The sequence below is a fragment of the Bradyrhizobium sp. UFLA05-89 genome (assembly GCF_059803475.1).
The window spans coordinates 141218-160544 of the sequence record NZ_JBANBA010000001.1 but is presented as its reverse complement, the minus strand read 5'-3'; the positions used below and the strand labels follow the sequence as shown (position 1 = coordinate 160544).

Sequence of the window (19327 nt, the reverse complement as noted above, 5' to 3'; positions counted from 1 at the left end):
TTCACATGGGGCGTGTCTTCGTGGCCGGTAGCATCAACATGGATGTGGTGGCGACCGCCAATCGCCATCCCAGGGTCGGCGAGACCGTCGCCGGCAAAGAGGTGCTGTATTTCCCGGGCGGTAAGGGTGCGAACCAGGCGGTCGCGGCTTCAAGGCTTGGCGCGGGGACGACACTGATCGGCCGGCTCGGCAAGGACTCCTTCGGCACAGAGCTGAAGGCGTTCCTCGAAGGTCAAGGCATCGATCTTGGCTATGTCCAGGAGACGGCGGAGGCCCACACCGGCACCGCCATCATCACGGTCGCCGAGGCCGACAACACCATCGTCGTCATTCCCGGCACCAATGCGCTGGTCAGCGCCGAGGACGTCGGCGTTGTACCCCTGGTGATGGGCGATGTCGCCGTCAGCCAGTTCGAGATTCCGCTGCCCACGATTGCTGCCTTTTTCCGGCGTGCCCGCGCCGCGCAGGCGAAGACGATGCTCAATCCGGCTCCGGCACAGATATTCGGCCGCGACCTGCTCGAACTGGTCGACGTGCTGGTGCTGAACGAGACCGAGCTTGGCCTGCTCGCCGACGTGGCGTTGTCCGACAGCGACGACGTTGCGCGGATCCTAGATGCAGCGCGGCGGCTTCAGGCGAGCCCGGATCAGACCATCTGCGTCACGCTCGGCAAGCGCGGCGTCGTCGCGCTCGCGGGCCGCGAGGAGCTGATCGTGCCGGGCCGCGTTGTGAAGGCCGTCGACACCACCGGCGCCGGCGATTGCTTCGTCGGCGCGCTGGCCGCTCAGCTTGCAGGTGGCGCGGCCCTGCGCGACGCGCTCGCCTTTGCCAACGCCGCCGCCTCGATCTCCGTGCAGCGTATGGGTGCCGGCCCTTCGATGCCGACGGCGGAAGAAGTTTCGGCTGTCCTCAACGAACGCTGATCAAGCCAGCGCGCTCTTCAGATCGAAGGTCTCGTCCGCGGCGTTCTCGGGAGCGAGCGAGCGGTCCATGCCGAGCAGCCGACGGCCGAACATGTGATCGCCGGCGCGATTGATGGATTCGATGCCGAGCAGCTTGTCGCCCTTGTAGCAGAAAGCCGAGAACGCCTTCTTCGTGGGACCGCCGCGCAGCACGACGCGGTCGTAGCCTGTCGTCAGCCCCGCAATCTGCAGCTTGTCATCGCCCTGGTCGCTCCAGAACCAGGGCTGGCCGTCATAGACCTTTTTGTCACCGGTCAGCCGCGCCGCCACGCAGCGGGCGTGGTCGGTCGCGTTCTGCACCGACTCCAGCCGCAGCGAGCCTCCGAAGCGCGGGCTCGCGAACAGCGCACAATCGCCGACTGCCGAGATGTTCGGATCGGCCGTCAGGAGATATTCGTCGACGATGATGCCCGAGGCGACCGGCAGCCCCGCCTCTGCCGCGAGCTCGATATTGGGCAACACACCGACGCCGACCACGACAAGATCCGCCGGCAGATGCCGGCCGTCGCTCAAGGAGACACCGGTGACCTCGCCGCCCTCGGCCTCGATGCTGGTCGCCTGCACGCCGAGATGGATGCGGATGCCTGCCTCGCGATGGCGCTCCTGGAAATACTCCGAGACCTCCGCCGTCACCGCCCGCGCCATCACGCGCGGTGCGAGCTCGAGCACGTCAACCTCCAGCCCTTTGATCCGGGCGGTAGATGCGAATTCGAGGCCGATGAAGCCGGCACCGATCACCACGACCCGTGTCTTTGACGGGATGATCTTCCGCAACGCCTCGCTTTCATCGAGGATACGCAGGTATTTGACGTCAGGCAGATTGGCGTTGGGCAGATCAAGCAACCGGTTGCGCGCTCCCGTCGCCAGCACGAGGTGGCCGTAGTCGAACGTCTCGCCGGAGGCGAGATGAACCTTGCCCGCGGCGCGGTCGATCGAGGTCGCGCGTCCCGCAATCAGCTCGATCTTCTGGTCGGTATAAAATTTCTCCGGCCGGAACATCAGGCTTTCAGGGCCAGCCGAGCCCTTGATATAGGCCTTGGACAAAGGCGGCCGCTGATAGGGTGGATGCGCCTCGTCATTGATCAGGCAGATGCGACCGGCAAAGCCGGACTGACGGAGCGACGCGGCAACCTGGTAGCCGCCATGGCCCGCGCCGACGATGATCACCGAACCGTCCGTCATCGGAACGGCCCAACTTTCTGGACACGAGCGTTACCCATGTCGTCTCCTCTCTCTCGCTGATTTTGGCTTGCTGGCCTTGTCGGTCGAGGAGCCGGCGCTCGTGTCCGTCCCTAAACGATGGCACCGCCATTTGACCCTATCGTTCCCGGTAACGCAAGAGCGACTGACGGTAGGGATTGTCTCCCCTCGCCTTCTGCGATTTAGTTGCGGCAAAGACCTCTTGCCGGGGATTTGCCATGTCCGCGTCCACCGCCTCCCACCCCGACGATGCCGCCCTGCTGCGCATCGACGGCCCCGTCGCCACCATCACGCTCCACCGCCCCGCAGCGTTCAACTCGATCAATCTCGCGATCGCGCAGAGGCTCGAGCAGCTCGCCGTCGAGATCGAGGCCTCCGATGCGATCAGGGTCATCGTCATCGAAGGCGAAGGCCGCGCCTTTTGCGCCGGCGGCGATCTGCAGACCATCGGTGCTGCGGCCGAAGCTAACACGGTGACACCGGTCGTCGGCGAGCTTTTGAAGCATTATCACGCGTTCATCGAGACGCTCAGGCGCATGCCAAAATTGTCGCTCTCGAGCGTGCACGGCTCGGCCGCCGGTGCCGGCATGGGACTGGCCTTCGTCACCGATCTCTGCATCGCCGCGGAAGATGCCAAGTTCACGCCGGCCTATGCCAAGATCGGCGTCTCGCCCGACGGCGGCAGCACGGTCGGGATTGTAGGAACCGTCGGCACAAGGCGCGCGCTGCAGATCTTCCTTGCGGAGGACAGCTTTACCGCGCAGCAGGCCCACGAATGGGGTCTCGTCGCCAAGGTCGTTCCCGCGGCTGAGCTCAAGGCGGCCACACGGCAGCTCGCAGAGCGCCTCGCGCAAACCCCGCCAGCGGCGATTGCGGGAACAAAGTCGCTCGTCTATCAGGCCACGACGACGCCGGTGAGGCAGCAGCTCGACGCAGAAGAGCACAAGATCATTATGGCGATGCACACGGACGATTTTCGGGTGGCCGTGAAGAAATTCACCAGCAAGGGCAAATAGCCGCCAACCTACTGAGGGCAGAGATAGCCTGTGCCCGCCGGCGATTTGAAGCAACCGACCGACTCGGGAAGCACGTGCCGCGGCAGCCACAAAACCACGCTCGGGAAATAGATCGCAAACGCGATGGTGGCGAAGAACACGACGTAGATCGGCAACGCGGCGCGCAGCGCCTTCGCAAAGCTGATGCCGACGAATTTCGATGCCATCAGCAGCACGAGGCCATAGGGCGGCGTGATCAGGCCGAAGGCGAGCGTTGCGATCAGCACCACGCCCATATGCACGCCGTTGATGTCGCCCGCCTCCGTCAGCGCGTTGACCAGAGGCATGAAAATGATGATGGTCGGCACCGGCTCGATGAAGTCGCCGACGACGGTGAACAGCAGCACCATCAGGAGCATGATCAGGTGCGGATCGTTACCGGCGATGGAGGTGATCCATTCCGCGATGTAGTTCGCGCCGCGCAAATAGGCGAGCATCCAGCCGAACGCGTTGGCGGCGCCGATCGTGATCAGCGGCAGCGCGAAGATCAGCCCGGCAAGGCAGAAATCGTACGGAATCTTCTTGAAGTGGCCGCGGTTCAGTGCGGGGATCACGACCAGGATGATCCAGGCCACGGCGACGACGCCGGCTTCCGTCGGCGTGAACCAGCCGGTCAAGATGCCGCCGAGCAGGATCACCGGGATCATCAGCGGCAAGGCCGCATCGCCGGCAGCGAACACCACCTGCCGCAGCGGCGCGCGCGGCTTGCGCAGGCCCGAGGGGCCAAAGAAATAGCAGTAGATCATCAGGCCGAAGCCGATCATCAGGCCCGGCACCACGCCCGCCATGAACAGGCCGGCGATCGAGACGTTGCCGACGGCGCCATAGACCACCGCGGTGATGCTCGGCGGCACCAGCGCCGCAATGGTCGAGGCCGACGCAATGATCGCAGCGATGAATGCGGGCTCGTAGCCTTCGCGCTTCATCGGGCCTCCCAGCGCACGGCTCATCACGGCGACGTCGGCCGTGGTCGAGCCTGACATTTCCGAGAAGAACATGCTGAAGACGACGACGACCTGGGACAGCCCTCCCCTGATATGCCCGACCAGCGATACCGAGAGGTTCGCGATACGCACCACCACGTTCGCCGAGCTCATGAGTTCGCCGACCAGCAGGAAGAACGGGATCGCCAGCAGTGCCTCGGAATCGACGCCGTCAAAGATCTTCTGAATGATGGCGGCGAGCGAGACGTCGGACAGGATTGCGCCAATGAAGACGCCCGCCATCAGCGAGAACGGCACGGGCACACCGAGATAGCCGAAGAAAAGGAAGCAGAACGACATCAACGCCAGGACGACGGGTGCGCTCACGGCTGCACCCTTCTCTCGCCGGCCGCGGGAGGCGCAGCAACTTCGTCTGGCGGCTCGGGATGATCAAAACCGTTGCGCAGGCCGTTGACGAGCTGCTCGATGGTGAACAGGCCGATCAGGACGCCCGACACCGGAATGATGGCATAGAGCGAGGCGATCGGCGTGCCCGACGGGAGACGAAAACTGCCGAAGCCACGGAGATAGTTGAGATAGCCGTACCAGATCAGGCAGGCGGCGACGCCGAGCACAACGATGCGGATGACGACCTCGACGATCAGCCGCGGCGTGCCATGCATCGCCTCGGAGATCGCGGTGAGATAGAGATGGTCGTTGCGCCGCGTCGCGGCCGCCGTGCCAATGAAGATCGCGTAGATGAACAGCGTCGAGGTGACCTCCTGCAGCCACAGCCAGGGATGACCGATGGTGCGCGTGACGATGTCGGCGGTCACCGAGAGCGAGAAACCGAAGCACAGCACGCCACAAAGCATCATCAGCGCAAGCTCGAGCCAGTCGAGCGAGCGCCATTTCAGATGACGCTGGCGTTGCAATACGAGCTTGTCGGCGATCGCCATTTTGGTCCCCGTCGTCCCGGCGAAAGCCGGGACCCATAGCCCCGAAAGGGAGTTGTTGCGCGAGCTGGCGACTCCAAGTCTTCGCCAAACTCAATCCTGTGGTTTATGGGTCCCGGCCTTCGCCGGGACGACGCAGAGAAAAGCCTGCACGCGGCCTAGTTGATCGACCGGATCAGGTTCTTGATCTTCTCGGCGTGCGGGCCGAGATCCTTGGCGAGCTTGTCGAGATAGGGATCGGCGATCGCCGTAAAGCTCTTCTTGTCGACGTTGTCTACGATCTTGACGCCCATCTTCTTCAGCTTCTCGGCCGCGCTGCGCTCGAGATCGAACGCCTTCTGTGGCTCCTTCGAGCTGATCTCGTTCGCCGCAGTCTGCACCCACTGCTTCTGCTCGGCCGAGAGGCTTTGCCAGAGCTTGTCGGAGACGAACACCAGCGCGTTGTTGGCTTCGTGCTCGGTGATGTTGAGCACCGGTGCCACCTCGTAATGCTTGTTGACGAGATAGACGTTGATGCTGTTTTCGGCGACGTCGACCACGCCGGTTTGCAGCGAAGTGTAGACGCTGCCGAAGGGCATGTGCACGGTCTGGGCGCCATAGGCCGGGAACATTGTGTCCTCCGTCGCAGTCGCCTGCACGCGGACCTTCAGCCCCTTGATGTCACCGACGTTGTGAATCTCCCGCTTGGAGTACATGTGGCGCACGCCCTGCGAGCCCGTCGCAATGACGTGCAGGCCCTGCGTGGTCTCGTCGATCAACGTCTTGAGCGCCTCGAACACTTTCGGGTCGGCCAATCCCTTGATCACGTGATTTTCGTCGCGGAACAGAAAGTGCAGCGACATCACGCCGGCCTGCGGCGAGATCGTCGCGGTGTTGGCGGAGGAGATGATTGCGAATTCGACGTCGCCCGCCTTCACGAGCTGGAGCACCTGCGGCTCCTGGCCGAGCTGCGCGCCGGGATATTGATCGATGATCATGGTGCCCTTGCTCAATTCCTTGAGCTTGTCGGCAAAGAGATCGCCGGCGATCGAATAGCCGGTGTTGCGCGGCTGGTCGTAGGCGAAGCGATAGTGCTTTACCTCCTGTGCGGATGCGCTAGTTGCGAACAGGATCGCGGCCGTTGCCGCCAGCCCAAGCATGGATCGTGCAATCATCGTCTCCCCCTGTTTTATGGTTCGCCGCTTTTGCGGCTGAACGGTTTTGCGGGTGGTCGCTCACCCCTTCTCGGTCTTTTGCTCGGTCTTTGGTCCGGTCCTCTGCATGAAATCGAAGTCACAGCCTTCGTCGGCCTGCAAGATGGTCTCGTTGAACAGCCAAGCATAGCCACGTCTGCTATTGTCCGGCGCGGCCGCTGGCTTCAACGCCGCCCGCCGTCGCGCTAGCTCCGCATCGTCAACCAGAAGCTCGATGCTGCGCTTGGCAACGTCCAGCCGGATCATGTCGCCATTCTTCACCAGAGCAAGCGGCCCGCCGACGGCGGATTCCGGCGTGATGTGGAGCACGATGGTGCCGAAGGCCGTGCCGCTCATGCGCGCGTCGGAGATGCGCACCATGTCCTTGGTGCCACCACGCGCGAGCTTCTTCGGGATCGGCAGGTAACCCGCTTCCGGCATGCCGGGCGCCCCCTTCGGTCCCGCATTGCGCAGCACCAGCACGTCATCGGCGGTGACGTCGAGATCGGGATCGTCGACCCGCAGGGTCATGTCCTCGACGGATTCGAACACCACGGCACGCCCGGTGTGCTGCAACAGCTTGGGGCTTGCCGCGGATTGCTTGATGACCGCGCCGCGCGGCGCGAGATTGCCGTGCAGGACGGCAAGCCCGCCCTCGGGCTTGATCGGATTGTCGCGCGGACGGATAGCTTCCTGTCCGGGCACGTCTTCTGCATCGGCAACCACATCGCGCAGCGTCTGTCCAGAAATCGTCTTGGTGTCGAGATCGATGAGATCGCCAAGCTGCGCGAGCAGCTTCGGCACGCCGCCGGCGTGGTGGAAATGCTCCATATAGTGCTCGCCGGACGGTTTGAGATCGACCAGCACCGGCACTTCACGGCCGAGCTTGTCGAAGGCGTCGAGATCGAGCCGGTGCGGCGAGCGATGCGCCATCGCGGTCAGATGGATCAGGCCGTTGGTCGAGCCGCCGATCGCTTGCAGCACGACCTGGGCATTCCTGAAGGATGCCGGCGTCAGCAGTTCGCTCGGCTTCGGTCCCTTGGTCTTGGCCATCTCCGCGGCGACCTTGCCGCTCGCCTCCGCCAGGCGGAAGCGCTCGGCGTGCGGCGCCGGGATCGTCGCGCTCATCGGCAGTGAAAGCCCCAGCGCCTCGATCATGCAGGCCATGGTCGAGGCCGTACCCATCACCATGCAGGTGCCGACCGAAGGCGCGAGCCGGCCGTTGACCGCCTCGATCTCGACGTCATCGATATCGCCCGCGCGATATTTCCCCCACAGCCGCCGACAGTCCGTGCAGGCGCCCAGCACCTCGCCCTTGTGGTGGCCGACGACCATTGGCCCCACGGGAATGACGACGGTCGGCAGGTCGGCGCTGATCGCCGCCATCACTTGCGCGGGCAGAGTCTTGTCGCAGCCACCGATTACGATCACCGCGTCCATCGGCTGGGCGCGGATCATCTCCTCGGTGTCCATCGCCATCAGATTGCGTAGGTACATCGATGTCGGATGCGCAAAACTCTCCGCGATCGAGATGGTCGGGAACACGAAGGGCATCGCGCCCGACAGCATCACGCCGCGCTTGGCGGCCTCGATGATCTGAGGCACGTTGCCGTGGCACGGATTGTAATCACTGTAGGTGTTGGTGATGCCGACGATCGGGCGCTCGAGCGCGTCGTCGGAATAGCCCATGGCCTTGATGAAGGCCTTGCGCAGGAACAGCGAGAAGCCGGCATCGCCGTAGCTCGTCAGCCCCTTGCGCAAGCCACTCGTCATGACGCCACTCCGTTCGCCTCGCCATTGCCCCATTGTCGTACAGGCCGGCCCCCGATTGTCAACAACAGAGCACAAGTCGGATTATCTGAACCGGATCGCGGACGAGGAGACCAAGCGCTAAAGCGCGCGCTCTGCGCGTTCCACGAGCCGATCCAGAGCGTCGGCAGGCATGACCCACCGCCGCCACTCAGGATCCTCAGTTGCACCGAGACCGCGATAAAATGACCGCGCCAGCACGTTGTCGTTCAGCACGAACCAGCAGAAGCGCTTGTGTCCTGTCGCACGGGCATGCAGCGCCATTTGCCGCATGAGTCTTTGGCCGACACGCCCGCCTCGGCACTCCGGATCAACATAGAGCCATTTCAGCATCAAGAGTGGCCGCAGCGTATGCATAAAAGGGATTTCGTAATGAACGGCCATTCCGGCAAGCGACCCAGGACCTGCATCTGCGACGTAAGCGCCAAACTCGGGCCGCTCACCGAAGCCACGACGTAGCAGCTCCGCTTCATTAAGGCTGAAATTCTGACCACGCTCAAAGCTGACAATCGCACGCATGAGCCGAAGCAGTTCCGGTACGTCGCTCTCATGCATTGGCCGTATTGTGATTGCGGTGGTCGTTCCAGGGCGAGATGTTGCCGATTTCTCCATGTAACGCGCCTTTTTGGCGTCTCCTAGCGCTTGGTCCAGTCGATGATCCGGCTCTTGTCCGCATCGAATTCGATGCTGCAGAACGCGCCGCCCTGGTAGTAGTCGCCGACCGGATCCGGCTTGAGCTTGGCCTGCTCGGCCATTGCGTGCTGCACATGATCCTCGGCGCGGCCGGTCGGACGATAGCCGAATTCGTAGGCCCGATGGTTGTCCCACCAGGCGCGTTCGTTGAGCGAGGCGCCGTAGAAGATCTCGAAATGGATGTCGGGATGCTCGAGGCCAATGCGGCAGAGCTGCACGAGGTCCTCAGGCTTCAGCCAGATCGCGAGCCGGCGCTGGTCGAGCGGCTTCTCGCCGAAATTGCCGATGCGCAGGCAGGTGACCTTCAGGCCATGCTTGTCGGCATAGAGCGCGCCGACCGCTTCACCGAATACCTTGCTGACGCCGTAACGGCTGTCGGGACGCGGGGTGACGTCGGTGCCGATCTTGTGATGGCGGGGGTAGAAGCCGACCGCATGGTTGGATGACGCGAAGACCACGCGCTTGACGCCCTTCTTCCGCGCCGCCTCGAACAGGTTGTAGCCGCCGATGATATTGGCCTGGAGGATATCGTCCCAGGATCCCTCGACCGAATAGCCGCCGAAATGCAGGATGCCATCGACGCCATCGCAGATCGCCTCGCATTGCGCGAGATCGGCAAGGTCCGCCGCCTTGAACGTCTCGTTGGCGCCGAGATCGGCAGGCGGCTTGATGTCGGAGAGCAGGAGATCCGGATAGATCGGCGGCAGCAATTTGCGCATTGCGCTGCCGATTCCACCCGAAGCTCCCGTCATCAAAATACGCGGCATTTCTTCCCTCGTTGGTAGCGACCGGTTTGCGGTCTTGGGTCACTGATGATAGCAGACTTGGCCTGAGGGGACGCAACAACGAGAACTGCAAATGTCCGATGCATCGGTGCAATCCCAAGGTTGGCGGCCGGCGACCTATTACCCCGACCCGGCGATAACTGCACTAGACCCAAGGTTTGAGAAATACTGGCTGAAACCCGCGGCCGTGGAACGCCTCGCCACCGGCCTGCGCTGGGCCGAGGGACCGGTGTGGTTCGGCGACGGGCGATATCTCTTATGCAGCGACATCCCCAACCAGCGCATCATCAAATGGGAGGAGGAAACCGGAGCGGTCTCCATTTTCCGAAAACCCTCCAATTTCGCGAACGGCAATACGCGCGATCGGCAGGGTCGGCTGATCACCTGCGAGCACGGTGGGCGCCGGGTGGTGCGCACCGAATATGACGGCTCGATCACGGTGCTGATGGATTCGTTTGGCGGCAAGCGGCTGAACTCGCCAAACGACGTCGTCGTGAAGTCCGACGGCGCGATCTGGTTCACCGATCCGGTGTTCGGCCTGCTCGGCAATTACGAGGGCCACAAGGCGGAGTCGGAGATCGAGCCGAACGTCTACCGGCTCGATCCCGTGAGCGGCAAGGCAACAATCGTGGCCGAGGGCGTGCTCGGCCCGAACGGGCTGTGCTTCTCGCCGGATGAGAAGATCCTCTACGTGGTGGAATCGCGCGGGCAACCGAACCGCAAAATCCTCGCCTATGACGTCTCGCCCGATGGCACCACGATTTCCAAGAAGCGCGTGCTCATCGATGCAGGGCCGGGCACGCCGGACGGAATGCGCTGCGACATCGACGGCAATCTCTGGTGCGGCTGGGGCATGGGCGATCCCGAGCTCGACGGCGTCGTGGTGTTCGCGCCCGACGGCGTGATGATCGGTCGCATCGCCCTGCCCGAACGCTGCGCCAATCTCTGCTTCGGCGGCGTCAAGCGCAACCGACTGTTCATGGCGGCGAGCCAGTCGATCTACGCGCTGTACGTGAACACGCAGGGGGCACTGGGGGGATAGTCTCTCCGCCGTTGCCGGAATCGTAGGGTGGGCAAAGTGACTTGTCCGCCGTAGCGCGAAGAGCGAAGGCGGAAGCGTGCCCACCACTTCTCGTTCATTACGCGACGGTGGGCACGTCGCTACGCTCCTTTGCCCACCCTAAGAATTCTCTCGTTGTCGAAACACCGTCAGCAAAACGAAAAACGCCGGAGCGGTGTCCCGCTCCGGCGTCATGTTTGTTCAGACTACGAGGCTTACGCCGCGTTGAAGCCGGCGACAGCCTTCACCTCGAGGAAGTCTTCGAGACCGTACTTGCCCCACTCGCGGCCGTTGCCCGACTGCTTGTAGCCGCCGAACGGCGCGGAGCGATCGTTGGGCACGCCCTGGAGGTTGACGTTGCCGGCGCGGATCTGGCGGGCAACGCGCTTCGCGCTCTCGACCGTATCGGCCGAGACGTAGCCCGCAAGGCCATAGGGCGTGTCGTTGGCGATCTGCACGGCCTCGGCTTCGTCCTTGGCGCCGATGATGGTCAGCACCGGTCCAAAAATCTCCTCCTTCGCGATCGTCATATCGCTGGTGACGTCGGCGAAGATGGTCGGGCGAACGTAGAAGCCCTTGTTGACGCCCTCGGGCAGGCCCGGGCCACCGGCGACGAGCGTTGCGCCCTCGTCGATGCCCTTCTTGATCAGCGCCTGGATCTTGTCCCACTGGCCGCGGTTGACGACGGGGCCGATGGTGGTGCCTTCGCCGCGCGGATCGCCAGCCTTGGTCTTGTCGGCGACCGCCTTCGCGATCGCGGCCACTTCCTTCATCTTGGACAGCGGCACGATCATGCGCGAGGGCGCGTTGCAGGACTGGCCGGAGTTGTTGAACATGTGCATCACGCCGCCGGTCACCGCCTTCGTGAGGTCGGCGCCCTCGAGGATGACGTTCGGCGACTTGCCGCCGAGTTCCTGGCTGACGCGCTTCACGGTCGGAGCTGCGCGCTTGGCCACATCGATGCCGGCGCGGGTCGAACCGGTGAACGAGATCATGTCGATATCGGGATGCTCGCTCATGGCGGCGCCGACCTCGGGGCCGAGGCCGTTGACGAGGTTGAACACGCCCTTCGGCACGCCGGCTTCATGGAGGATTTCCGCGAAGATCAGCGCCGAGGTCGGCGTAAACTCCGACGGCTTCAGGATCATGGTGCAGCCGGCGGCGAGCGCGGGCGCCACCTTGCAGGCGATCTGGTTGAGCGGCCAGTTCCAGGGCGTGATCATGCCGACCACGCCGACCGGCTCACGCAGCACCATGGCGGTGCCAACCGGCTCCTCGAAATGATAGTTCTTGAGCACGTCGAGCGTGGTCATGAGATGGCCAAGGCCCGCGCCGGCCTGGAGTTTTTCCGCCATCGGCAGCGGCGCGCCCATCTCGTCGGACACGGCGGCGCCAATCTCCTTGAGACGGCCCTTGTAGATCTCGATGACCTTGGAGAGCAGCGCGACGCGCTCCTCGCGGCTGGTCTGGGAATAGGTGACGAAGGCGCGCTTGGCGGCAGCGACAGCCTTGTCCACGTCGGCCTTGGAGCCGAGCGCAACCTCATACATCGCCTCTTCCGTCGCCGGATTGACGACCGGAGTGGACTTCTTGACGGCGGGATCGACCCAGGCGCCATCGATGTAGAATTGCAAGCGATTGACCATTGTGAACCTCTTCTTGGGGAGCATTGGAGGGGCGTTTCGGCAGCTATCCTTGCACGAAAACCCGGGTTGTTGAACCCGCCCTCAGCTTGACCTGCGTTGCGGCGGACGCGCGGGAATATGATCGCGCGACCGGGAACTGGCAAGGTCTCGGTTGAATGTCGTCCTGGCGAAAGCCAGGATCCCCGCGCGAGCGCCCGCGCTCGTCGCGATTACCCCAGGGAGCAGTTTGGCGAAGGCTCGTTGCCGTGGGACGACCACCATCGGCGATCGATGGACCTCGCGGTATGGGCCCTGGCTTTCGCCAGGGCGAGGACACACTTCACACCGCCATCTTCCGATGCAGCACCGGCGCGCCGGTGGTGAGGCTTTCGGCCGCATCGATGATGGCGTTCGCGTCCAGGCCATAATGGCGGTAGAGGTCGGCGATGGTGCCGGTCTGGCCGAACTGTTCGACGCCGAGCGCCTCGACGCGATGGCCGCGGACGCTGCCGAGCCAGCCGAGCGTGGCCGGGTGGCCGTCGATCACGGTCACGAGACCGCAATCGCGCGGCAATGGCGCAAGCAGCTTTTCGATATGGCTCAAATGCTGCACGCCGCGGCGGTCGCGCCGCAATTTCCGCGCGGCGGTCCAGCCAGCGTGAAGACGGTCGGCCGAGGTGATCGCAAGCAGGCCTATGTCGCGCCGGCTTTCGCCGACGAAGCCGGTCGCCTCGATCGCCTCCGGCGCCACCGTGCCGGTGTAGGCGATTACGATTTCGGCATTGGGGCCCGGCTTGCGCAACCAATAGGCGCCGTCGGTGATGCCCTGAGCGAGCTCCGGAGTCATGATTCGCTGCGCTTGCTCGATGGTGCGCGTCGACAGACGCAAGTAGACCGAGCCACCCTCGCCCGCCTCGCGCTGCATGTGGTCAAAACCCCAGCCCATGATCACGGCGAGCTCGTCGACGAAGGCCGGCTCGAACGATGCGAGCCCATCCTGCGCCATGCCGATCAGCGGCGTTGCGATCGACTGATGCGCGCCGCCTTCGGGTGCGAGCGTGACACCGGAGGGCGTTGCCGCCACCATGAAGCGAGCATCCTGATAGCAGGCGTAGTTCAGCGCATCGAGGCCGCGCTCGATGAAGGGATCGTAGAGCGTGCCGACCGGCAGCAAGCGCTCGCCATTGATCTGGTGCGAGAGCCCCAGGGCCGACATCATGATGAACAGGTTCATCTCTGCGATGCCAAGCTCGAGATGCTGCCCCTTGGGCGATGCGTCCCAGTTGAACGTGGATGGAATTTTCTCGCTGCGGAATAAATCCGCCTTCTCGGCGCGCGCAAACAGGCCGCGCCGGTTCACCCAGGGACCGAGATTGGTCGAGACAGTGACGTCGGGCGACGTCGTGACGATGCGCTTCGCAAGCTCGCTGTCGGTGCGCGCGATCTCGTTCAGCACAAGCCCAAAACCCTGCTGGGTCGACATCTGCGCCGACGGCTTGAAGGTGAGCTGAGAGGGCACTTCGACGGCGGGCGCGGTCAGCCGGCGGCCATCCTGGTTGAAGGGCACGCGCGCGAGGAAGGCTTCGAGCCCGGCAGCGCCCTGCGCCATGCCCTCGAACTTGTCCCACTCGTGACCGGGGCGAATGTTCTGGCTCTCGCGAAACTTCTCCATCTGCGCAACCGTCATCAGGCCGGCATGGTTGTCCTTGTGGCCCTGGAACGGCAGACCGACGCCCTTGATGGTGTAGGCAATGAAGCAGACCGGGCGATCGTGATCGATCTTTTCGAACGCCTCCAGCATGCTCGCCATGTCGTGTCCGCCAAGGTTCGACATCAACGCCAGCAGTTCATCATCGCTGCGCCGGTCGATCAGCTTGGTGATCGGCCCCTGGTCACCGATCTCGTCATGCAGGTGCTTGCGGAAGGCCGCGCCGCCCTGGAAGCACAGCGCCGCGTAGAGCGCGTTCGGGCAGTTGTCGATCCACGCTTTAAGCGCTTCGCCACCGGGCTCGGCAAAAGCCTCGCGCATCAGCCGGCCGTATTTCACGATGACCACGTCCCAGCCGAAATTGCGGAACATGGTCTCGAACTTTTCCCAGAGCCCCTCGCGCACGACGGCGTCGAGCGACTGCCTGTTGTAATCGACCACCCACCAGGTGTTGCGCAGGCCGTGCTTCCACCCCTCGGCGAGCGCCTCGAAAATGTTGCCCTCGTCCATCTCGGCGTCGCCGACCAGCGCGATCATCCGCCCTTCGCGGCGATCCTTCATCCAGCCATGCGCCTTGACGTAGTCCTGCACCAGCGACGAGAACAGCGTCTGCGCGACACCGAGACCCACCGAGCCGGTCGAGAAATCGACGTCGTCGATGTCCTTGGTGCGCGAGGGATAGGACTGCGCGCCCTTGAAGCCGCGGAAATTCTCCAGCTTCTCGCGGGTCTGCCGGCCGAACAGATACTGGATGGCGTGGAACACCGGGCTCGCATGCGGCTTCACCGCGACGCGATCCTCAGGTCTGAGCACGTGGAAATACAGCGCCGACATGATGGTCGCGAGCGAGGCGGACGAGGCCTGATGGCCGCCGACCTTCAGGCCATCCGCATTGGCGCGGATGTGGTTTGCATGATGGATGGTCCATGACGACAGCCACAGCACCTTGCGGGCGAGCGCGGACAATGTGTCGAGGCCGGCGGAATCGACGGGCATGGCGATGCTCCGGAAAATGATGGACTATGATACGCCTGCGGCAGCCGGCAAAATTCTCAATTTTTTGCGCCATACCAACTATAATTGGGATACTTTACCAATAAATAGCCACTCCGCACAGGTTTTATCCCAATGCCCGACCTCGACACCATCGACCGCAGGATCCTCGCCCTGCTCCAGACCGACAGCCGGCTGACCATGCAGGAGCTCGCCGACAAGGTCGGGCTGTCGGTCTCGCCCTGCCATCGCCGGGTCAAGCTCCTGGAGGAGCGCGGCGTCATCTCGCGCTACATCGCGACCGTCGACCAGAAGGCGCTGGGGCTGCACGTCAGCGTCTTCATCTCGATCAAGCTCGCTCGGCAGAAGGAGGAGGACCTCAATCGCTTTGCGCGCGCGATCTCGAAATGGGACGAGGTTTTGGAATGCTACCTGATGACCGGCAACCGCGACTACCTGTTGCGCGTCGTCGCCGCCGACCTGTCGTCCTATGAGGCGTTCCTGAAGAACAAGCTGACCCGGCTCGACGGCATCGCCTCGATCGAGTCGAGCTTTGCGCTAAGCCAGGTGAAATATTCGATCGCACTACCCGTGTGACGGCAGCCTCGCTGACCCAATCCGCCCGGGGCAAACGCCTGCCCGATCCCCGGTGTCACATTGGCGCAACAAAGCCCGCCGATGGTCAGCCCCTGGCACTCTAGCCGAGAGTAAGGATCCATGACTGCAGCCGACCGCACCTCCGAAGCCGCCAAGCGCGACCGCATTATCCAGGAAATGGCCGACGACCTCGACGAGGAGCTTGAACTCGAGCTTGACGACAGCCGCCTCGACAAGCTCCTGAGCGAGACCGATACCCCCGGTCCGACCATGGACCGCAGGGCTTATTTCAGGGAGCTGCTCCGCCTCCAGGGCGAGCTCATCAAGCTGCAGGACTGGGTGCAGAGCGAGAAGAAGAAGGTCGTCATTCTGTTCGAGGGCCGCGACTCCGCCGGCAAGGGCGGCGTCATCAAGCGCATCACCCAGCGCCTCAATCCTCGCGTCTGCCGGGTCGCCGCGCTTCCAGCCCCCAGTGAGCGCGAGCGCACGCAATGGTACTTCCAGCGCTACGTGTCGCATTTGCCCGCAGGCGGAGAGATCGTACTGTTCGACCGGAGCTGGTACAACCGCGCGGGCGTGGAGCGCGTGATGGGCTTCTGCAGCGAGGAACAGTACGAGGAGTTCTTCCAGTCGGTACCGGAATTCGAGCGGCTGCTAATCCGCTCCGGCATCATCCTGCTCAAATACTGGTTCTCCATCACCGACGACGAGCAGCAGTTCCGCTTCTCCATGCGCATCCAGGATCCGCTGAAGCAGTGGAAGCTGAGCCCGATGGACGTCGAGGCACGCAGCCGCTGGGAGCTGTACACCAAGGCCAAGGAGACGATGCTGGAGCGCACCCACCTGCCGGATTCGCCATGGTGGATCGTCGACGCCGTGGACAAGAAGCGCGCGCGGCTCAACTGCATCTCGCATCTGCTGAGCCAGATCCCCTACCAGGATGTCGCGCGCGTGCCGGTGACGCTGCCGCCGCGCGTCCGCAACCCCGACTATCACCGCGGGCCAATTCCGGACGAGATGTACGTGCCCGCGAAATATTGACGGCGCCGGCAGCAGCCACCGGCAACCGGCCTTCGGGATGAGGACCACGAGATGCCCGTGCCGAGCGATTTGAGCGTGACTAGTGAGACCTTGCTTCGTCGCCGCAATCGCTCCGGCCCGTGGCTGCTGCTCGCGAGCATCCTTTCGGCGGTGACGGTGGTTCTCGCCGTTGCCTATTGGGCTTGGCAGCCGGCGAGCTTGCGCATCGCCGTCGGGCCGCCCGGCAGCGACGACCAGACGGTGATACAGGCACTCGCGAGGGCCTTCGATGCGAAGGGTGGCGCCGTGCGGCTGGCGCCGATCGAGACGGACGGCGCGTTGCAAAGCCTCAACCTGCTTGGCGGCGGCAAGAGCGATCTTGCGGTAGCGCGCGGCGACCTCGACATGCCGCCCGACACCAACTCGGTGGCGATCCTGCGCCGAAACTTCGTGGTGCTGTGGGCGCCGACGGGCCGCAAGGGCGCGGCGAAATCAAAGGTGACCGAGATCGCAGGCCTTAGCGGTCGTCGCATCGGTGTCGTGGGCCTCGGCGATGCCAACATCATCCTGCTGCGCGTGATCCTGGCAGAATCCGGCGTCAATCCGCAGAAGGTGACGGTGGTACAGTTCGGTACCGACCACATCTCCGAAATGACGCAGGACACCACGCTCGACGCATTCATGATGGTCGGCGCGCTCGATGCGAAAGTGATCGCGGACACGATCGCCGCAACGGCGCGGGCGCGCGGCGAGCCAAAATTCCTCGGCGTCGACGTTTCCGACGCGATCGCCGAACGGCATCCGCTCTATGAATCCGAGGAAATACCGGCTGGCGCGTTCGCTTCGTCACCGCAACGGCCCGACGACAAGATTGACACCATCGCCGTCAACCACCTGATCGTGGCGCCGAGCTCGCTCTCCGAGGACACCGTTGCAACCTTCACCCGCGAGCTGTTCACGATCCGGCCGTCGCTCGCGAAGGAGTTGCCCAGCGTCAGCCACATCCAGAAGCCGGACACCGATAAGGACGCCGCGCTGCCAGCCCATCCCGGTGCAGCCGCCTATATCGACGGCAACGAGCGCAGCTTCATGGACAAGTACAGCGACTACATCTGGGGCGCGGTGCTGATCCTCTCCGGCCTCGGCTCGGTGGCCGCGTGGCTGCGTCATTACCTGCGGCGCGATGAGCGCAAGCTGAACACGCTGCACCGTGACCGCTTGCTCGGCGCGATCGTGAGCGTGCGCGAGGCTTCGTCCCTCGATGAACTTGCGGCCATGCAACGCGCCGCGGACGACATTCTGCGCGAGACGCTGATCTGCCACGAGGACGGCGCCATTGAAGACGGCGATCTCGCCGCCTTCGGGCTCGTGCTGGCGCAATTCCATCAGGCGATCATCGATCGCCGAGCCCTAATCAGCGATAGGGCCGAGGGACCTGCAAAGCTCGATGGCCCCGCGCTTCAGCTCGCCGCTACCTCCACGGCTCCACGATGATCTTGGTTTGCGCCTCGGGATTGGCGAGATCGGCGAAGGCTTTGGCCACGCCGTCGATGCCGACCTTGGCCGTCACCATCGCGGCCGCCTCCACCTCGCCCTCCGCGATCAGGCGTAGCGAATAGGCGAACTCCTCTGGCGTGTAGCCGAGGACTTATTGGACGTTGAGCTCTCTCATGATGCCGAGCATCGGCTCGCTCTTGTCGCTCTCCATGCAGCCCGTACCCGGCTCCTCCCATTCTTGTCGGAGCCGTTGATAGCACAAAGCCAGCCCTTCAGATTGCGTCAGGCGTTCGGCGAACGCTCCTCGCGCATCAAGAGCTGGGCCCGGCGGACACGCTCGCGATGGGCGATATAGAGGCCGCTCGCGACGATGAACGCCGCGCCCGTGATGGTCCAGACGTCCGGCAACTCGCCGAAGATGAAGAAGCCCAAAATGCTGACCCACAGCAATTGCGTGTAGGAGAACGGCGCCAGCACCGAAGCATCGCCATAGCGATAGGCGAGCACGATGATCCACTGGCCAACCGTGGAGGCGATGCCGATGAAGATACCGAGCCCGATGGCAGTCCAGCTCGGCGTGACCCAGACGAACGGCACCATCGCGGTCAGGAGGGCAACGCCCGTGAGCGCGGAATAGGCCATCGTGGTGAGGACAGCTTCCCGCCCGCTGATCATGCGCGTCAGGATCAGCGCAGCCGCCCAGCAAAACGCCGAGACGATCGGGAAGAACGCGGCGACGTGAAATGCGCTTGAGCCGGGCCGCAAAATGATCGTAACGCCGACGAGGCCGAGCGCAGTTGCGAGCCAGCGGCGCAGGCCGACCTTCTCACTCAGGAAGATGATCGAGAGCGCCGTGACGAACAGTGGCGAGACGAAGCCGGTGGCGGAGGCCTCCGCGATCGGGAGGAAACGCAGGCCGGTAATGAAGAACAGTGACGAGCCGAGCAGCGCCGCACCGCGCATCAACTGAAGGCCGAGCCGCTCGGTACGCATCGCATAGAGCGGCGAGGCCGGCAGCATCACCGGCGTGAACATCAGTGCGAAGGTCAGGAAGCGGATCCAGGTGATCTCGATCGACGGCAGGCTCGTCGAAAGATATTTCGCGGTGACGTCTGAGCAGCCGAGAAATACGGTCGACAACAGGACCAGCGCAATGCCCTTGAAGGGATGGTCGACGCGCGCGGGTGCGCGGCGTGCGGCCTGCTTCCTTTCTGGCACAGGCACGGAAATACTGTCGAGCCTTGCGGCTGCGGCTGGCGGCGGGGTCACGGC

General features: G+C 63.8%; 16 protein-coding genes. 6 read left to right on the top strand and 10 right to left on the bottom strand.

Annotation, left to right across the window (positions count from 1 at the left end; genetic code table 11):
- The first annotated feature begins 5 nt into the window (after positions 1–5).
- Positions 6–923, top strand: a complete 918-nt coding sequence (locus SO139_RS00695; RefSeq protein WP_498539524.1) for a ribokinase — start codon at positions 6–8, stop codon at positions 921–923.
- Here the strand turns inward: SO139_RS00695 and SO139_RS00690 are convergent, their stop codons facing one another.
- Entirely contained in the window at positions 924–2144 is a 1221-nt protein-coding gene (locus SO139_RS00690) for an NAD(P)/FAD-dependent oxidoreductase (RefSeq protein ID WP_449379477.1), read from the bottom strand.
- A gap of 236 nt (positions 2145–2380) precedes the next feature.
- On the opposite strand from SO139_RS00690, the gene SO139_RS00685 reads away from it, so the two are divergent.
- Positions 2381–3178 (top strand): enoyl-CoA hydratase/isomerase family protein, encoded by a 798-nt coding sequence (locus SO139_RS00685; protein WP_449379478.1) that lies wholly within the window; start codon positions 2381–2383, stop codon positions 3176–3178.
- An 8-nt stretch (positions 3179–3186) separates the two neighbouring features.
- On the opposite strand, the gene SO139_RS00680 is transcribed toward SO139_RS00685, so the two are convergent.
- From SO139_RS00680 to SO139_RS00655, 6 genes are all read right to left on the bottom strand, one after another.
- Complete coding sequence (locus SO139_RS00680) at positions 3187–4527, bottom strand: TRAP transporter large permease (protein WP_449379479.1); 1341 nt, start codon at positions 4525–4527, stop codon at positions 3187–3189.
- A complete protein-coding gene (locus tag SO139_RS00675; protein WP_449379480.1) occupies positions 4524–5099 on the bottom strand; it encodes a TRAP transporter small permease in 576 nt (191 codons plus the stop codon). The genes SO139_RS00680 and SO139_RS00675 overlap by 4 nt, the downstream gene beginning before the upstream one ends.
- A 155-nt stretch (positions 5100–5254) precedes the next feature.
- On the bottom strand, positions 5255–6250 hold the full coding sequence (locus SO139_RS00670; protein ID WP_449379481.1) for a TRAP transporter substrate-binding protein: 996 nt from the start codon (positions 6248–6250) through the stop codon (positions 5255–5257).
- A gap of 60 nt (positions 6251–6310) precedes the next feature.
- The gene (locus SO139_RS00665; protein WP_498539523.1) at positions 6311–8041 is read right to left on the bottom strand and encodes an IlvD/Edd family dehydratase; all 1731 of its coding nucleotides are present in this window, start codon (positions 8039–8041) and stop codon (positions 6311–6313) included.
- Between the two features lie 117 nt (positions 8042–8158).
- Positions 8159–8596, bottom strand: coding sequence for a GNAT family N-acetyltransferase (locus SO139_RS00660; protein WP_498539522.1), 438 nt, complete (start codon positions 8594–8596; stop codon positions 8159–8161).
- A gap of 116 nt (positions 8597–8712) precedes the next feature.
- Complete coding sequence (locus SO139_RS00655) at positions 8713–9537, bottom strand: NAD-dependent epimerase/dehydratase family protein (RefSeq protein WP_449379484.1); 825 nt, start codon at positions 9535–9537, stop codon at positions 8713–8715.
- A 91-nt stretch (positions 9538–9628) separates the two neighbouring features.
- On the opposite strand from SO139_RS00655, the gene SO139_RS00650 reads away from it, so the two are divergent.
- Entirely contained in the window at positions 9629–10597 is a 969-nt protein-coding gene (locus SO139_RS00650; protein WP_498539521.1) for an SMP-30/gluconolactonase/LRE family protein, read from the top strand.
- 233 nt (positions 10598–10830) lie between these two features.
- Here the strand turns inward: SO139_RS00650 and SO139_RS00645 are convergent, their stop codons facing one another.
- Positions 10831–12261, bottom strand: coding sequence for an aldehyde dehydrogenase family protein (locus tag SO139_RS00645; RefSeq protein WP_449379486.1), 1431 nt, complete (start codon positions 12259–12261; stop codon positions 10831–10833).
- Positions 12262–12580: 319 nt separating this feature from the next.
- Positions 12581–14944, bottom strand: a complete 2364-nt coding sequence (locus tag SO139_RS00640) for a thiamine pyrophosphate-binding protein (RefSeq protein ID WP_498539520.1) — start codon at positions 14942–14944, stop codon at positions 12581–12583.
- 132 nt (positions 14945–15076) lie between these two features.
- Between SO139_RS00640 and SO139_RS00635 the strand changes: the two genes are divergently transcribed.
- The 3 genes from SO139_RS00635 (at position 15077) to SO139_RS00625 (ending at position 18052) form a co-directional block, all read left to right on the top strand.
- Positions 15077–15538: an Lrp/AsnC family transcriptional regulator gene (locus SO139_RS00635; protein ID WP_498539519.1), complete on the top strand. Its 462-nt coding sequence runs from the start codon at positions 15077–15079 to the stop codon at positions 15536–15538.
- Between the two features lie 120 nt (positions 15539–15658).
- Positions 15659–16579, top strand: a complete 921-nt coding sequence (ppk2, locus tag SO139_RS00630; protein WP_498539518.1) for a polyphosphate kinase 2 — start codon at positions 15659–15661, stop codon at positions 16577–16579.
- 75 nt (positions 16580–16654) lie between these two features.
- Entirely contained in the window at positions 16655–18052 is a 1398-nt protein-coding gene (locus tag SO139_RS00625; RefSeq protein WP_498539517.1) for a TAXI family TRAP transporter solute-binding subunit, read from the top strand.
- Between the two features lie 285 nt (positions 18053–18337).
- Here SO139_RS00625 and SO139_RS00620 read toward each other — a convergent pair whose 3' ends face one another.
- On the bottom strand, positions 18338–19279 hold the full coding sequence (locus tag SO139_RS00620) for a DMT family transporter (RefSeq protein WP_498539573.1): 942 nt from the start codon (positions 19277–19279) through the stop codon (positions 18338–18340).
- Positions 19280–19327 lie beyond the last annotated feature (48 nt).

Excerpts from the sequence above, each read along its gene's own strand:
- SO139_RS00690 (WP_449379477.1), bottom strand. The coding sequence starts at position 2,144 with ATGACGGACGGTTCGGTGATCATCGTCGGCGCGGGCCATGGCGGCTAC.
- SO139_RS00645 (WP_449379486.1), bottom strand. The coding sequence starts at position 12,261 with ATGGTCAATCGCTTGCAATTCTACATCGATGGCGCCTGGGTCGATCCC.
- SO139_RS00685 (WP_449379478.1), top strand. The coding sequence starts at position 2,381 with ATGTCCGCGTCCACCGCCTCCCACCCCGACGATGCCGCCCTGCTGCGC.
- SO139_RS00695 (WP_498539524.1), top strand. The coding sequence starts at position 6 with ATGGGGCGTGTCTTCGTGGCCGGTAGCATCAACATGGATGTGGTGGCG.
- ppk2 (WP_498539518.1), top strand. The coding sequence starts at position 15,659 with ATGACTGCAGCCGACCGCACCTCCGAAGCCGCCAAGCGCGACCGCATT.
- SO139_RS00660 (WP_498539522.1), bottom strand. The coding sequence starts at position 8,596 with ATGCGTGCGATTGTCAGCTTTGAGCGTGGTCAGAATTTCAGCCTTAAT.
- SO139_RS00670 (WP_449379481.1), bottom strand. The coding sequence starts at position 6,250 with ATGATTGCACGATCCATGCTTGGGCTGGCGGCAACGGCCGCGATCCTG.
- SO139_RS00640 (WP_498539520.1), bottom strand. The coding sequence starts at position 14,944 with ATGCCCGTCGATTCCGCCGGCCTCGACACATTGTCCGCGCTCGCCCGC.
- SO139_RS00665 (WP_498539523.1), bottom strand. The coding sequence starts at position 8,041 with ATGACGAGTGGCTTGCGCAAGGGGCTGACGAGCTACGGCGATGCCGGC.
- SO139_RS00675 (WP_449379480.1), bottom strand. The coding sequence starts at position 5,099 with ATGGCGATCGCCGACAAGCTCGTATTGCAACGCCAGCGTCATCTGAAA.
- SO139_RS00635 (WP_498539519.1), top strand. The coding sequence starts at position 15,077 with ATGCCCGACCTCGACACCATCGACCGCAGGATCCTCGCCCTGCTCCAG.
- SO139_RS00650 (WP_498539521.1), top strand. The coding sequence starts at position 9,629 with ATGTCCGATGCATCGGTGCAATCCCAAGGTTGGCGGCCGGCGACCTAT.
- SO139_RS00655 (WP_449379484.1), bottom strand. The coding sequence starts at position 9,537 with ATGCCGCGTATTTTGATGACGGGAGCTTCGGGTGGAATCGGCAGCGCA.